Origin of the sequence: Arthrobacter sp. HY1533 (genome assembly GCF_027568515.1) — a bacterium.
In the GTDB taxonomy this organism is placed as follows: Bacteria; Actinomycetota; Actinomycetes; order Actinomycetales; family Micrococcaceae; genus Specibacter.
In genome coordinates this window covers 24464-38951 of record NZ_JANKZF010000039.1, presented here as the reverse complement: position 1 = coordinate 38951, position 14488 = coordinate 24464, and the positions used below count along the sequence as shown (strand labels likewise).

Here is a 14488-nt window from a genome sequence, read left to right as displayed (position 1 = left end):
ACCGCCTCAAGGACCACCAAATCGACTCACTACCCTCGACAAGAACCGAGAGTACGGCAGAATAGTTCCATCAACGTGGCTCACAATTCACCCCACAAAACGGCTCACTATTCGACCAGCGCTGACAGCGTTTCTAATGAGTCGGTCGAATCCCGCTGTGCCTCGCTTGTCAGTCATCTGTTCTCACCTGAGGAACGTCAGACTCCTCAGCAAGCAGGTCGCGGCTGGCTGTCGTCGACCTCGAGGGCAGCCCTCTGGAACACCTGCCCTCAGGACAATTAGGCGCGGACTCGGCATCGCTGGTCACAGCCACTATGGACTCAGGACACCTAACACGCCCAGCGTCCTGGGTCCATAGCTTCGCGTGGAGGCTATGTTGCGGCCAAGAATGCCATCGACTTTCCCCCGCAGCGGGTCCAAAATGGAGAATCGGGTCGCACCAAAATAACGTCAGTCAGCGGTATTGAGGTTAATTAGTCCAAAAATTGCGTATTTCTCGTGCTATTTCCAGAATTCCGATTGATGTATTCAACTAGATACTGGCAATATTACTTTCCTGCGCGGCGTCGCTGCCTCAAACCATGCTCGAGCGGAATTCACAGGGTCGTCATAATCGCGAGCGAGACCTTGCCGAGCCTGACCGATAGATCCATTGACAAACGCAATCGTGCGCCTGTAAAGCCGCGAATCTGCTTCGTTCAAGCACACTCGGTCGAGAATCTGATGCCATTCGTCGAATAGATCCGTTCGGCTCACCAACCGCGCTGAGAGAACCGCGCTCACGCATAGCGAAGCAATATCAACATTCGCCTTGGACTCCTCAAAGTGACGGCAAGCCATGTGCAACAAGAAACTTGACGCCTCCGTGTCACCTCCTCTGGCCGCGACAATCCCGCGCGTACCTTCGATCTGGGCAAGTCCAATTGACGAATCTACGGCCAAATTCACTTTTTGAGCTTGAGAAAGCGTCGACTCCACATCTGGGTGATCCATGATCGCTTCCACGCGCGCTTGGTGGCGCAATCCGCGCGCGTACTCCAAATCCCGGGCAGCACTTCGGGCAAAATCGGCAGCGCTTTGGAAGTAGTTGCGCGCCTTGACAAAGTCACCTTGCCACAAGGCAATATGCCCAAGTAAGTCGCTGCGCTCATCTTGAACCGTCCAGTTTTCTGCGAGCTTACGCCCGCGAATCAACTCCCCGGACCGAGACGCTAGAAGGATTTCAAGTTTGGATCGCCTATGAGCAATTGTTGGGGTGGAGTCTGTAATTGTCGACAGCACCTCCGAGCAGCCGGACAAGTTGCCTTCCAATAGCATGTGCCGAGCTATTGATACCTGGTGGGTATCAACCAACCATCTGGGTTCGTGATCACTTGGATGGCCGATGCTGGGTACTCCGGACGATTCGAGAGCAATAACCGAACGCAGTACGTTGCTGAAATAGCTGGACTCGCCGCCAAACTCCGTCTCGAAGAGCCGACCTGCGCTGCCTGCAACATTGGCCGCAAAAATGAGGTCCACCGTACGTGGCGGAAGCTCAGCACCGGTTCGTTCAAGGCTGATGACAAATTTAATTGCCTGATCCAGCTTGATGTTGCTGGTAAGTGTGGCTACGCTAGGGAGTGTCAAGCAGCTCGCTAGCAGCTGGTTAACTGCGTTACTCAAAGCAGAACGAACCTGGTGACTCGACCAAAACCAAATTGAGCTATTCCGAGAAGCAGTCACCAATTCGGCAACTGAAGAGCGCAGGCGAAATTCAAGCCAGTCAGACATCGTGGATTCGATGAAATGTCGGTGCAGAAATCCGGTAATCTGTAGTGGAGTTGCCTGCGGTACCATGGCGGAAAGAATCTCTTCGCTGAATACCGGTACCAAAGATGCCGCCAACAACAGATCCCGCTCGAGTGGCGGCAGCCCTCGGAATACGCGCTGGTAAACTTGAGGTAGTCCACCACTCACGCTTTGGATAGTCAGCGGTGAACCGTCAGTCAAGGCCCCCTGCCACAGGTCAATGATGGCGTCCAAATAGTCAGGATGACCGCCGCTTTGAGCGACCAGAGCATCCAAGAGATCGGGCTCAATTGGCCTAGCCGCCGTCGCGACATGCAAGAATTCCAAACTGTCCTTGTGAGAAAGCGTGCCCAAGAGGTGCTGGTCCTTTTCACCCGACTCCGAAAGTGCAAGACCTGGCCAGAAGTTAGGCCCAGAGCGAGTCAAGTAGGCTGCAGATTCTTTCTCTGCCCAACGCAATCTTTCTCGACCCGTAATTACAAAGAGTACATTTGGCATCAAAAATACGAGCTGGCTGAGTACGTCTTCAAGGCATCCACGGTAACCGCTGTCCGCCTGCACGTCTTCCCATGAATCAAAGAAGACCACAAAGGTGCGGGCTGGTGCATGGCCTTCGTGGTTCATCTGAGCTTGGTGGAGATCCCACGCCAAAAAATGCGGAAGGAACATTCTCAAATCGACCATGTTCACTTCGTTAAGAGCTTCACTCAAATATTTGCAGTTTCTCAGAATCTTTGAATTATCCAGCCGCCGAGATACGGTTGCAGCGATACCTTTCGTCAGTCGAAACGCTGCCCCGGCGACTCCAAAAGTAGACACATCGGCGACTTGGCCAACAATATCGTTTAAGGCATCCTGCATGATTGACCCCAGGTCGGTCATTTCTGACGCACGCCCTGACACTGTCGACCGTGACAAATATTCAGTCAAATGTTGCCCCGGATGGGTTTGGGCCCAGTAGTACGCGAAAGCCAAGTCGAAAGCCGGTGCTCTTACGTTGGCTGCGGCCAGCTTTGCGCGAAGAGCCAGAAGGATCGACTCGGCGTCTCTGGCCGAACTCGTCGACAGATCGTACCTGAGGGAAAGCATAGGGGGCAATGCTTGAGGCGAAATCTCACTATCGACTTCGAGATCAATTCCCTCCAGATGCTTGGAAAGTGCTGATTTTCCAATACCACCATGCCCATAGTAGGACAGTACGTTTGTTCGAGCGCCGATCAGTGTGGTGAACAAGGTCGGTTGCTTGGAGCTAAACCTAATCAGTGAAATAGCATTACGATATGCTTCCGCTTCGCTAAATCGGTTTGTAAATACTCGGTGCGCGTTGACCGACGTACCACCGTTGTTTAACAAATCTCGAAGCGCCACTATGCAATCCCCTGTCCCGTAAAGCGATCATACTGGTTTTGCCCAGCTTGAGGCATATCGATCCGCCTTGTCCCCTCGCGAGTCGACCTAAGCCTAATCCAAAACGGCAATCTCACCACGAGGATTTAAGAGACGCTTCGGAAGTTTCGGTCATGGACTTTGCTGATATCGCGAACGGTCCCGTCTTCTCCTTGGCGTCCGTGAATGAATCATCTGACCACCTCACCCTAGCCGTATGGCGCAATAAGGACCACCAGTGGTACTCCGACTAGCAACGAGGCCGGAGATCCTGGAATACCCAAAACCACAAGCGTCGGCAGCCCCGAAATCAATCAGGACCAGCCGCGGGTCGGTAGATCACGGCGAAGCCAGACGCGCGATAATGGTCCCCGGGGGATGTTCGGAGAAATCAAGCAAGTCGTTGCATGTCAAGGATGTGATGCCTCGCACCCAGAGTTACATCGCCCCCTGGAAATCCCCCATCGTGGGCCGAGCACGGGATCGCAGGAATACAACTTCGACCCCAAAGAAGGAATACTGATGTTACACAATGAGGCTCAGATCTACCCCCGTTTCGCTGGAAAAGTGGTACTTGTGACTGGAGCGGGGACTGGATTGGGCGCCGAAATTGCAGTGCGCGCCGCCAAAGAAGGCGCGCAAGTAGCCGTGCATTTCAACCGGTCGAGGGCGGGTGCTGAGGAGACCCTCGATCGCGTTCGCGAAGCCGGCAGCCATGGGATCGTCGTACAGGCAGACATCTCGTGTCAGGATCAAGTGGAGAGAATGGCCGACGACGTCTTCGAAGCATTCGGCGAGCTAGATGTGCTCGTCAACAACGCTGGCGACGTGGCCGGCAATCAGCTTACGTGGCGCGAGCTGACTCAGGGCGATCTCGATACCGTCATCGATGTAAATGTGAAAGGCACTTTGCTCATGACACATGAGTTCGGACAACGTATGGTGGCACAAGGCCGGGGCGTGATCATCAACGTCGGCTCGACTGTGATCGTGCATGGATCTTCCCGGGCACCGCACTACGTCGCCTCAAAGTACGCGATCGTCGGCATTACCAAGTCATATGCATTGGCGTTCGCGCCCTCCGTGCGCGTGAATACATTCGCTCCGGGCTCTATCGAGACGGAGCAGCTGATGAATCGTCGGGATTGGGCGTCCGGGCGGCGCGAGGCCCTACTTTCTCATACGCCAATGGGTGTGATCCCGTTACCTGAACACATTGCCGGTGCGTGCCTCTGGCTGGCAACGGATGAGGCGGCGCATCTGACCGGCGGCTTCGTGCCGTCGGATGGCGGATACACTATGGTCGGAGCCTGAATTCCCGATTCTTATCTTCGTGAGTCGCACTTACGTGCGCGTCTTCACAGACTAATACCCCCATCCGCTGGCGAGCACGCGCGCACGCGAAAGGGACAGTTCATCGTCCACGTCGAATAGGCTCGCACAGCGAAGGCTCCGAACGGAACCCAGTAGATGTGTAGCGAGATTCGACATTTGCTGTTCATCGTCGCGTTGTCCATCCCACGACTCCACATATAGACGGGCGAAGGCCTGATTCAGGACGCGCACACCGACCCACGTCTCCTCCGTCGGCGTTGCCCCCTTGCCAAGCTCCAAAACGATTCCGGCCTCCGTGCTGACGACGAAACCAGGGTCGCTCTCATCCGGCGCGATATCAGTCGTCGCAATCACGCACAGTGGCCCGCCCGACTCGCGGACGATCCTCGTCGCCTGCTTGATAAAGTCGTTGAGGGCTCCTCTCTCTCCGACGACGTCACCGGGCAGCACAACCGAGATTTGCTCAGCCGAACGCGCTAGTAGATCCACGACCGCGCGAGCGGTACCCCCGGCTGGCGCACGGATCACGTCCACGGGTGGTCGCCATTGCCCGAGAGAATCGGGCAGTTCCTCACACCCGTCCGTGCTAAGGAGAACAGCGGGCGGCGTCAGGGAGAGCGGGATCCCTTCGAACAGGGCGTAGCTGATCAGCGAGAGGTCGTCCGTCAACTTCGTCGCTGCCTTGCAGCCCCCGTTCGGTCCGAAGAGGCGCGTGCCACGACCACCAGCGAATATAAGAAGAGTTATCATGGCACTATCCTGCAGTACAGGCATCACTTATTGGAAGCAGAGAAACCGCTATGGACGGTGGAGCATCTTCGCTGGTCATCTCCGATGTAGGAGGAACCATCCTGAATACGGACGACCTACACCTCGCGGCGTGGCGTTCAGCGCTTGCACACTACGGCTATGACCGAGAGCCCCATCTTTCTGCCATAGAGCTATCGTTCGCCGCCGGCAACGACAGCTTCTCGACTGCACGCTCGCTGAATATGCCCCAGACGACCGCCATGCAAATTGCGAAACGGAAGCGCGAACTTGCCCAGGTCGTTCAGCCGGTCGATATTAACGTCGATGTCATGGAGTTCATCGCATCACGCGGAACCATTGCGTGCGCCATTAGCCACAGCGAGGAGAGCTGGACGCAGGCTATGCTCCTGGAAGCCGGAGTCTACGACCACTTTGCGCTCGTATTGGGCCGGACAACGAACACGCCCGCGTCCAAAGAACTGATGCTACGCGACTGTCTTGAAGCCTTCCCCGATCGAGAGGAAGCTATTTACATCGGGAACACCGCATCCGACCGGACGCTCGCACGGCAGTGCGGGCTCGCATTCATCAGCGCGCAGTCGATTCAGAATCGCTCACACAGATGACCCGCAGCAATCAGTTCACGCTGTTAGTGGCGGCGCTTGCTGGTGTTCCTACGGCAGAAATAGGATCCCAGACATGACGCATAAGAGTTTTTCTCCTCTCCGCATATTGATTGGCAGCGACGACGCCGGCCATGACTACAAGGAAATCCTCAAACGCGATCTCGAAACCAACCCGGGGGTCTCGATGGTCATTGATGTGGGCATCGGCAGTCACGCCCTCTATCCTCTGGTTGCATTCGAAGCCGCCGAGCAAGTAGCTTCGGGCCTTGCTGATCGTGCCTTGTTAATTTGCGGTACCGGTCTCGGTATGGCCATCGCAGCTAACAAGGTGGCCGGTGTGCGTGCCGTCACTGCTCATGACCCGTTCTCAGTCGAGCGCAGCGTGCTCTCCAACAACGCCCAGGTGCTCACGATTGGCCAGCGTATCGTCGGTGTCGAACTAGCCCGTCGATTGGTGTGCGAATGGCTCACCTACCGTTTCGACACCGCGTCGGCTTCTGCGAGCAAAGTAGCCGTGATCCAGGAATACGAGGACCGTTGGAGCAGACGAGAGCACCGTTGACTATCGGAGTCAGCCTCAAGACCTACTTCACGCACAGTCAGGCCGGCGACTGGTTCGGTCGCGTCGCCGAGCGCGCGGCCGTCCACCCGGCACTGCTCACGAGGGATGTCCGACTTTTCGTGGCGCCGACATACCTACAGATCCTCCCAGCCCTCGACGCCTTTTCGGGCACACCGGTTGTCGTTGGTGCACAGAATGTCTCCGAGTATGAGTCGGGAGCTACTACCGGCGAAGTGACCGCCGAGGAATTGGCCGAGATCGGTGTGGGCGTCGTCGAGGTAGGTCACGCCGAACGACGCCGACTATTCTTCGAAAGCGACGGCACTACAGCCGCGAAAGCCGCCGCCGCGCTCCGTGCGGGTGTAACGCCCGTCATATGTGTCGGTGAGGCGGAGCGCTCAGGCATAGCTGACGCCGCCCATTCTGCGGTTGAGCAGCTCGCGGCGAGCCTAGTTAGCGCTCCGGCTGGCCCCATTATCGTCGCTTACGAACCAGTGTGGGCCATCGGAGCCGCTCAACCCGCCCCCAAGAGGCACATCGTTGCCGTTACCCGCTTCTTGCGCTCTAGCCTGGACAAAGACTCGGTGCGGCGGGGAAGTGCGGTCATCTATGGCGGGTCGGCAGGGCCCGGAATGCTTACGCGGCTGGGTAGTGACGCCGACGGCCTGTTCCTAGGACGTCATGCGCATGATGCCGACAAGCTGTTCGCTGTATTGGATGAGGCAGATCAGGTGAACAAGCAGGTCCGAGGCGTACTGACATAGACCGGAGAGGGCAATCTTGACGTCACGGAGGCCGTCCGAACACCCCTCGAGTGCATCGACTGCACAGGTGTTGCACTCACCCGCATGCATCCGGACGCGGCTCGCCACACCGATGCCTTGTTGACACTCGACCATCGCTCTGGGTTTTCTTCTGCATCTTGAATCCCGAGTGCAGCATTGATTCCGCGCTGGGATCCGCCCACGGCAGTCGTCGTACGGCGAACTGCACATCCTCAACCTCACCTTGCCTGACGGTGGGAAGGTTGTGCTGGAAGCAGCCGACCCGGGCTCTGTAGGCCGACAATCATCCAGGACGTACTCATGCCTCTGGAGCTTTCATAAATGGGGCGGGCCTCAGGATTCTAGGGGCTCATCGCAAGCCTTACACTCTATTTACACCCGTCCGTCGATTGCACTCTCTTGGACTACCGGTAGCCGCCTATGTTTTTCATCCAAGATGGTACTTACTAAGTTGTTGAACCGTCCCCACCTTGGATCATTTGCAGGACGAGACCAGCGCGAAAGTCGTGCAGCGGAATTCCACGGCGCGGCCAACGGGACTCTGATCTACGCGGCAACCAAATAGCCACGTCCCTCGAAGTCAGGACAACGCCAAAGGATGCCTCTGCAAGGGCCAAACCCGATACGGGCCGGAAATCAATTTAATGAGTTTTTAATGAGTTCGGTCGGAACGGCGTATCTCGATGCCACTCCCCCGCAGCAAAGTCGCAGGTCAGCGGCACCGCCCCAACCCAATCTCGGATTCGAACCGACGACCGTTGCGTTCGAATGCCACAAGCATTTAGAAGCGCAATGGCGGGGTGGAAAACCACCCCGCCATTGCGAAAAACTCCGTAAATCCTGGCTTTTGGCCCTCAAAACTCGAGGGCCCCCTGTCGGATTCGAACCGACGACCCCCGCTCTCAAGCCAACGCTGGGTTTCTCGCTGCCAATGGGCCATTTTGGCCTGTTCTTGCATGGTTTGATTGCAACAATACAAGCTACTAAATGGTGGCTGCTGTGCCTTCAAAAGTATGAGTTTTGTATGACGTGGTGGGAACTCCCTGCCGACGGCTGCGTCATCATTGAGGCAGCATCGTTCGCCCCCTCAGGCGACTCCTGGTTGGAGTACTGCAGCCGTAAGTCGCGCGTGTTCCAGGCTGACGTCTCGCCGCTGGACGACGCATGCCGAACCACCCAGCGGCCCACATCCTGCATCGATCCCAAATCAATGACCACCCATTACACCGAGCTACCGCCGTTGGTCGCAAGCGTGGCGCACCATTTCGTGCTGTCGAGACCGTCCCTGAGCATTTCGAGTGCTTGGTTCGCGGCGATATATCCACTGGCGGTCACACTCTTGCCGTCAGCAAGGCTGGACGGCGCCTGCATGCCGATCGTGAGCCCGCCCAGAGCCGTGTACTGCTGCCCGTTGTTGGACGAGCGATCCCGCCACATGTCGCTGCGCGGGAGGTACACATTCTGCGTCTTGCGGTCACCCGCGACCAAGCCGAACAGGGTGCCGTTCCCCATGAGCGGCCCGTCCGGTGCGTAATTCGTGTCCCACGGGAGCCCGCTTCGTGTCCGACGTGTAGACGCCCTTGTACTGGTCCAGCATCGCGGAGAGCTTCCCCCACTCTGCTGCGGATGCCCCGCCGGCGCCGCATCGGTGCGTGGCGCTGCCGTGTCTTCTGCTGTCGCTGGCGGCGCCGCGACCAGCAGGCCGCCCACCCCCATCGCCAACGTCACCACAACGGCCGTCAGACGCGTGCCCACTTTCGTGGATTCGCCATGACTCTGTGTTCCTCTGAGAATCAGAAGCCGGATGTCGTCCGTCAGTGCCTGGTGGATCCAGGTCACGTAAGGATTGACCAATTATTTTGTTGAATGAACCCTGCCAGTGCGTCGGGAAGTCTCACCCCGACCTTTTGCAACCTCCAAGGGGTGGGGGTGAGCCGCATGGCTCACCCCCACCCCTTGCATTCTGCGCTTAGTTCTTCGGACCGAACGCGCTGAACTCGGCGAGTCCGACCTCACCACCGTGCGCCTGGTTGTTGAACACGTTGTTCGGGTCGACCGTGAACTTCAGCCACGAGGTCTTCACCGGTGCATCCAGAGTGATCATGTTGTCGGGCTGGCCGTCCCACTTGATCCCGGTGACGAACTTGCTGCCGCCTTCCCACTCCAGCAGACCCTCGACGATCTGATTGACGTCGTGCCCGCGGTCGATCAGGTTGACCCGGTCGATGGTCACGTCAGACCCGAAGTCGAGCTTGATCCACGGCGAGACATCCGTCTGCTTGGATGCCCACGACGTCGCCTTGTCACCGTCGACGGCCTTGGCTCCGACGTAGCGGTCATCCTGGTTGTCGCCGTTCGGCACACCGTTGCGGTCCCGCACCGACGAGACAGTCACGCTGGCCGTGCTGGCGAGGTTGTCTCCCGTCATGATCAGCGACACGGGTGCCGAGGTGAGCGTCTGGCCGTCCTTCACGACCGTGGCGCGCACCGTGGCGGTGAGCGCGCCGGTGACCGGCTCGGTCAGCACGATGGTGCTGCCGTCCTGCTTCAGACGTGCGTCGCTGAACTCGAACGTCGTGGTCAGATCCGCAGGATCGGCCACCTCGCCGGTGTTCAGCGTCGTCTTCACCGTCGCGGTGATCGGCTCATCCACCCGGATCTTGTCGCCACTCAGCGACAAGTCCACGCTGCGCACGTAAGTCGGCAGCGAGATCTTGCCGTCGGCACCGACCTTCACGAAGAAGACATCGGATGCCTGGTAGCCATTGACCGTTGCACGAACAGTGACCTGCGTCGTGCCCTCGCCGACCGCACGAACGACGCCCTTCGCATCGACAGTGGCGACCTTGCGATCCCCACTGACAATCTTCACATCACCATTCGCCACCGAGACCGCGCTGCCGTCGAACGCGAGCCCGGCAACACTGACCTTCGCCGTGCGCTGGTCGTTGTCAAGCTTCGGCGTCGCGATGATGCTCGACAGTCCGGTCATCTCGTGCGAGGCCTGAATCTGCACCTCGAGCAGGTCGAGGGATGCTCCCGCCGAACCCTCGGGGAACGAGATCCGTACGTGCTGCGCGAGACCGGTCACCGGGTAGGTGTTGATCGTGTTCCAGTAGACACCGCCGCTTGGTCCGTTGCTGGAGACCGCGTCCTTCCACGTCTGGCCGTCGATGCTCGTCTGGATGACGACCTTGCGCGGCGCGTTCGCGTAGCGCTGGCCCGACTTGTTGAACGACAGGCCAACGCTGGACAGCTCGGTGGGAGCCGCCAGGTCGAACTGCGCCCACGACGCGCCCGACGCAGACGCGCTCCAGCCGGAGCCGTTCAGGTGCGCTGCGTCGATGACGATGCCGTCTGTCAGCTTCTTCCCGGCATCCGACTCATCACTGGTGGTGACGGTCGCCGCTGCCGCGACGTCGCGCGTCGGCAGCAGGTCGAGGAAGACCCGGTTGCTGGTGACGGTCTTGCCGTCCAGCGTCGCCTCGGCCCACACGACACCACGGGTCTGCTCAGCAACGCGGGGCGTCGTCAGCTTGCCCTTGGCGAAGTCGAACGTGTCGACCTCGTTGATCACGACCGGTTCAGTCTTCGTGCCTGCCGTCAGGTCGACGATGCCGGCGTGCCATGTGATGTCGGCAGCATCCAGCCTGACGGACTGGCCGTGGCCGGAGCGCCCGTCGAGCGAGTACGCGGGCTTGGCGCCCATCGCGAACGTTCCGAAGGTCTCCTTGCCATCGATCCGCAGCACGGCCGATGACAGGTCCTGCCCGATGTAGGCGATGCCGTCCTTCACGGTGATGGTTACGGATGCCTTCTTGGTGATCTTGCCGGACGTCGCCTCAAGATCGACCTTCACCGACCCGTCGGAACGGGGGATGACGTTGCCGTTCTTGTTGACCTTCGCGACCCGCTCATCGGGGGCGTTGAAGACGACCTTGTCGAGCTTCGCCGGCAGTGCCGGGTATGTCATGTACCCGCCCGCGACGAGCTTGAGCCCGCCACCGCCGACCGGGGTCGAGTCGATCGTCGCGTTCGTCAGCTCGTAGGTGCGCTTCTTGCTGTCGGTCTCGATCTTGATGATCGTGTCGACGGGGTCGACAGTGACGGCCGACAGGTCGAGCGCGAGCTCGGTGCCGCTCTGCATCACCCCGGTGACCGGCGATCCGTCGTTGAGCAAGGTCACCTTGGTGACCTTGTCCTTGATGCCGCCGATGCTGAGCTTGCCGTTCGCGATCGCGTCGAAGCCCTTCTTGCCGTCCGGTCCCTTCAGGATGTGCAGGTAGATGGCGTTGTCACGCGCGGTCGCGTAGCCCCACTGCGGGCCGGTCGACGCGTTCGGGAAGGCGAACTTCTCGTAGTTGCCGCGGGCGTCGTCGTCGAATCCGTATCCAGGTAGGAAGAACGGCGTCGTGCCGGTGGTCGACTCGTGCAGGTTGATTCCGGATGCCGGTGCGAACCAGTCAGCCAGTCCGTTGCGGACGTCCATCATCTCCTGAGCGGCCTGCGGGTAGCGCGTGGCGATATCCGTCGGCGAATCCCAGTTCGGTCCGCGGCTGTTCGTGATGGTCTGATCGTTGTTGTCGACATAGCCCCTGCCGACGTTCATGATCATCTCCTGCGTCACCAGGCGGAAGTCATCGCGCTGCCCGTAGTACGGCGAGCGCTCGTGATCCGTCAGCACGATCTTCCACGGCTCCATCGGAGTGCGCTTGACGAGATGGTTGCGTGCCGTGTTGGCGTAAATGTGCGAGGCCTCGTCGGTGCGCAGGTCAGGATCGCCGTACTCCTCTCCCCACGCGTTCGAGTCGATGACGACGTCGGCGCTGTGGTTGCGCACGGCGCTGTACATCACGTCGTAGTTCGCGCTGCGCATGGCCTGCGGGCCATCGAAGTACAGGTAGCTGGGCTCGTAGCGCTTCAGCAGGTCCTCGACGTTCTGCACGAAGACATCAGTCGAGTAGTGCTGCAGGCCGCCACCCTCGGTGGCGTAGTAGAGACCGAAGTCCATGCCGTACCGCTTGACCGCCTCTTCGAACGGCTTCAGGCCGTCAACGACCTTGCCGTCGGCGCTCTTGGGCATGTACTTGTTGCGGTCGTGCGCCGGGTCGGCGAACTTCGAAGGCCAGTAGTAGTTCTGCTGCAGCGCCTCGATCGACACCAGCGAATGGCCCTGTTCCTTGGCACGCTGCGCCCACTGGTCGACCGAGTAGTTCGGGTCGACGAAGTACTTGTAGATCGGAGTCGAGTGCGTGAGTGCACCGACGCGGCCCTCTTCGAACTTGCGGTTCGGGCGGTCCTTGACCGTGAGGGTGAACATCTTGTTCGCTGTCGCGCCCGCAGCATCCGTCACCTGCAGGGTGAATTTGTAGTCGCCGATGCGGGCATCCCCGCTGATGATGCCCTTGGTGCTGTTCAGATCGGCCTTGCCGTTCACGAGGCCGTCGGCGATCGTGCCGTCGGGGTTCAGCTCGAGCCCCTTGGGCAGTTCGCCGTCGACGAGCTTCCAGGTGTACCCGGGCTCACCGCCACTCGCGTTGAACTGGAATGCCGAGGCCGAGACGCCGTAGTTGTTGTTCGTGGTGGACTTGTTCCACACATACGGCCACTCGAGGTAGCCGGTCGGCAGCGCATTGGTCGGCAGCTTGTCCTTGCCATCGCCGTCGAGCGCCTGCGTGTCGATCTGCAGCTTCTCGGCAGGCCCCGTCACCGAGGTGACGATGTCGTCGATCCGGTTGCCGTCTTTGTCGCTGACCCGACCGTAGAAGCCGAGGTAGGCGACATCCTGGTCCTTGGCGATCGGCACGCCGTTACCATTCACGTCTTCGGTGTAGGTGTGCTCGATCTGCAGCAGCACCTTGTTCCAGCCGGCCTTCAGGTCAACCTCCTGACGGGTGAGGTCCTTCTGCACCTCGACGGGCTTGCTGGGTGCGGTCACGCAGTTGTCGTTGACGTAAAGGCGGTACGAACCACTGGCGCCGACGTTCACAAACGCCTTGCGTGCGTCAGGGCTGTAGACGTAGGTGTGGGCGTAGACAAACTTGTTGCGGGTGTCCTCGCCCTTCTTCACCTCGAAGTAGCCGGACAGGTCCTGGTAGTCGTCGTAGTTGCGGTTGAACAGACGGTCGTCGAAGTACTCCCAGTCGCTGGACTCCGCCCCCACGGCGAGCTCACCGCCGACGACGGGACTGATCGCATCGCTGCCCTCTGCGGGCGCCGGACGCTCGTAGACCTCGACCTCGGAGAGGCCAGTGATCGACGGATAGGGGGTGAGACCGTGGTCGATCGCGATGGTCAGCGAGACGACGTTCTTCAGCATGCTCTCGTGCATGTAGACCGTGGGCGATGCCGACGAGCCCGACGTGCTGTTCACACGCGGCGAGACGACCGTGGAGCCATCGGCTAGCGTGAACGTGATGTCGTAGTACTTGTTGACGTGGCGGCTGTCGCCCCACTGTGCGATGCTGACTTCGTTCATCGCCGTCGGCGTCGCCCAGGTCAGGGTGACGGTCGGGGCAGAGTCGTTCTGGGTGACCCACTGTTTGCGCGTGTCACCGTCGATCAGCTGCGACGGCGGGTTGGGTGCCAGTGTCGCGGAGGATGCTGTGGCTGTGGCCGACGCCGCGAGGTTCTTGATCGAGGCCGCCTCGCAGCCGTAGAGCTTGTCGGCGACGGCCGTGTCGAACGGGCCGGACACCAGCCAGGAGTTGATGAACGGTGCGGTGCCGCTGACCTGCTGCGCGAGCGCAGGGGCGGATGCTCCCAACATCATGGTCGTCGACATCAGTACGGCTGCACTGAGAATCGCGATCGACCTTCCTCGTTGTAACTTCATTGTTGCTCCTTGGGGACGGTTGCCGGTCTTCTTTGATCCGGCGTGTGGGGAGGGCAACGTGCGCCCGACGCAACACAACGCACACCGGGATGGCGATGAGTCACATTAAGCAAACAAGTTGAAGAACAGTAGATCAGATTCATTGCGCAAGCTCAAGAGGTGAAATCTGCACAATCTTGCGCATTACCTCGAAGACCGCAGCCCGGCAGGCGGCATTGGATCTGGTTTATTGATGCGAATCTCGCGCGCACGATCGAGAGGAGGGGCGGGTTTCCCGCCCCTCCTCTCACACCACCAGAGGTGCGGGCCTCGCATTCGGTGCCGGACAGCACGTACCACGCCCCGACGTACGCAAAGGCAAGGACCGCACGGATGCGACGATGCCCTGGGAATGCGGCTCGTTGCCGCTCCCCCAGGG

Annotated in this window: 8 protein-coding genes; 4 read left to right on the top strand and 4 right to left on the bottom strand. The window is 59.5% G+C overall.

Going from position 1 to position 14488, the window contains the following annotated elements:
* Window positions 1–528 precede the first annotated feature (528 nt).
* The gene (locus PCK14_RS18240; protein WP_269939942.1) at window positions 529–3024 is read right to left on the bottom strand and encodes a hypothetical protein; all 2496 of its coding nucleotides are present in this window, start codon (window positions 3022–3024) and stop codon (window positions 529–531) included.
* A gap of 675 nt (window positions 3025–3699) precedes the next feature.
* On the opposite strand from PCK14_RS18240, the gene PCK14_RS18235 reads away from it, so the two are divergent.
* Entirely contained in the window at window positions 3700–4491 is a 792-nt protein-coding gene (locus PCK14_RS18235; RefSeq protein WP_269939941.1) for an SDR family NAD(P)-dependent oxidoreductase, read from the top strand.
* A 51-nt stretch (window positions 4492–4542) separates the two neighbouring features.
* Here the strand turns inward: PCK14_RS18235 and PCK14_RS18230 are convergent, their stop codons facing one another.
* Window positions 4543–5262 (bottom strand): hypothetical protein, encoded by a 720-nt coding sequence (locus PCK14_RS18230; RefSeq protein WP_269939940.1) that lies wholly within the window; start codon window positions 5260–5262, stop codon window positions 4543–4545.
* A gap of 50 nt (window positions 5263–5312) precedes the next feature.
* On the opposite strand from PCK14_RS18230, the gene PCK14_RS18225 reads away from it, so the two are divergent.
* The 3 genes from PCK14_RS18225 to PCK14_RS18215 all read left to right on the top strand — a co-directional run bounded on the left by PCK14_RS18225 (window position 5313) and on the right by PCK14_RS18215 (window position 7214).
* Window positions 5313–5888: an HAD family hydrolase gene (locus PCK14_RS18225; RefSeq protein ID WP_269939939.1), complete on the top strand. Its 576-nt coding sequence runs from the start codon at window positions 5313–5315 to the stop codon at window positions 5886–5888.
* A gap of 73 nt (window positions 5889–5961) precedes the next feature.
* Entirely contained in the window at window positions 5962–6450 is a 489-nt protein-coding gene (locus PCK14_RS18220) for a ribose-5-phosphate isomerase (protein WP_269939938.1), read from the top strand.
* Window positions 6447–7214, top strand: a complete 768-nt coding sequence (locus PCK14_RS18215; protein ID WP_269939937.1) for a triose-phosphate isomerase — start codon at window positions 6447–6449, stop codon at window positions 7212–7214. The genes PCK14_RS18220 and PCK14_RS18215 overlap by 4 nt, the downstream gene beginning before the upstream one ends.
* Before the next feature lie 1242 nt (window positions 7215–8456).
* On the opposite strand, the gene PCK14_RS18210 is transcribed toward PCK14_RS18215, so the two are convergent.
* Entirely contained in the window at window positions 8457–8747 is a 291-nt protein-coding gene (locus PCK14_RS18210; protein WP_269939936.1) for a hypothetical protein, read from the bottom strand.
* A 457-nt stretch (window positions 8748–9204) separates the two neighbouring features.
* Window positions 9205–14070 carry a discoidin domain-containing protein gene (locus PCK14_RS18205; protein WP_269939935.1) on the bottom strand — a complete coding sequence of 1622 codons (4866 nt, stop codon included), beginning with the start codon at window positions 14068–14070 and terminating at the stop codon, window positions 9205–9207.
* Window positions 14071–14488: the final 418 nt, after the last annotated feature.

Coding starts and splice junctions, on each gene's coding strand:
- PCK14_RS18225 (WP_269939939.1), top strand. CDS start 5,313: ATGGACGGTGGAGCATCTTCGCTGGTCATCTCCGATGTAGGAGGAACC.
- PCK14_RS18205 (WP_269939935.1), bottom strand. CDS start 14,070: ATGAAGTTACAACGAGGAAGGTCGATCGCGATTCTCAGTGCAGCCGTA.
- PCK14_RS18230 (WP_269939940.1), bottom strand. CDS start 5,262: ATGATAACTCTTCTTATATTCGCTGGTGGTCGTGGCACGCGCCTCTTC.
- PCK14_RS18220 (WP_269939938.1), top strand. CDS start 5,962: ATGACGCATAAGAGTTTTTCTCCTCTCCGCATATTGATTGGCAGCGAC.
- PCK14_RS18235 (WP_269939941.1), top strand. CDS start 3,700: ATGTTACACAATGAGGCTCAGATCTACCCCCGTTTCGCTGGAAAAGTG.
- PCK14_RS18210 (WP_269939936.1), bottom strand. CDS start 8,747: ATGGGGAACGGCACCCTGTTCGGCTTGGTCGCGGGTGACCGCAAGACG.